This window comes from Thermoactinomyces sp. CICC 10523 (genome assembly GCF_016055105.1).
Lineage (GTDB): Bacteria > Bacillota > Bacilli > Thermoactinomycetales > Thermoactinomycetaceae > Thermoactinomyces_A > Thermoactinomyces_A daqus.
In genome coordinates this window covers 1-1086 of the sequence record NZ_JAECVX010000041.1, presented here as the reverse complement: position 1 = coordinate 1086, position 1086 = coordinate 1, and the positions used below count along the sequence as shown (strand labels likewise).

General features: G+C 62.1%; 1 protein-coding gene. It reads left to right on the top strand.

Features of this window, described 5'->3' with window-relative positions; translation table 11 throughout:
- The coding region (locus I8U19_RS17090; protein ID WP_232337319.1) for an acyl carrier protein at window positions 1-1086 on the top strand (1086 nt) is incomplete at both ends.

Genomic DNA, 1086 nt, shown 5'->3' with positions numbered 1-1086 from the left:
GGCATGGGCTTGGGAGATGATGAGCAGACCCGCCTCTACCTGAAATCGAGCGGCCAGCGCGCGCTGGAAACGGAAGAGGGCCTGGACTTGCTTGAGCGCTTGCTGGGGCAGGAACAGACACAATTGTTGGTTCTGGCCGGCCAGCCTGACCGGGTGCATCGTTTCCTGGGGCTGTACAGGGAGCCGGAGCCGCAGCAGCCGGAACCGGCAGCCGGGCTGCCGGCCGGCAAAGGGCGCAGGCCGGAGATGAAGGGGCTCAGCGTGCGGCAATGCCTGGAATGGGATTTGCGGGAGCTCTCCGGCCAGCTGCTGAAAATCCCCCGCGAGAAACTGGATCTCACCAGCAACCTGGCCGATTTCGGTTTTGATTCGATCACACTGGCGGCGTTTGCCGAACAGTTGACCCGGCATTACGGCATTGAGCTGACCCCGGCGGTCTTCTTCGGCTATCCCACCCTGGGCAAATTGGCCGATTATTACCTGTCCGAACACAAGGAAGCGCTGGAGGCGTTTTACCGGGAAGCGCCTCCTGCCCCGGAAAGGAAGCCGGCGGTGGACATGCCCGTCCGGCCGGCGGCCGAACCGGAGCCATCGCGAAGGAAGCAACCGAAGCAGCCGGTGCAGGAGAAAGCGCGGCCTTCTGCAGTTCCCGAACCGATCGCCGTGATCGGGATGAGCGGTCGGTTCCCGGGAGCGCGCAATATTGAAGAAATGTGGCAGCATCTGCTGAACGGAGAGGATCAGGTGCGCGCCGCCGGGGCGGAACGCTGGCCGGGGAGCGGGGCGGAACGATGGAAATTCGGGGCCATTCCCGGTGTCGATGAATTCGATCCCCTGTTCTTTGAAATTTCGCCGCGCGAAGCCCGGAGCATGGACCCGCGTCAGCGGCTGTTGCTTCAGGAAGCGTGGAACGCATTGGAAGATGCCGGCTATGGGCCGGTGCAGATCAAGAACCGGAAGATCGGCATGTTTGTCGGGGTGGAAAATGGCGATTACAAGTATCTGACCGGTTTTGATGCCCCGATCACGTCCAACCATGACGCGATTCTCGCGGCCCGGCTCTCTTATGTACTCAATCTGAACGGC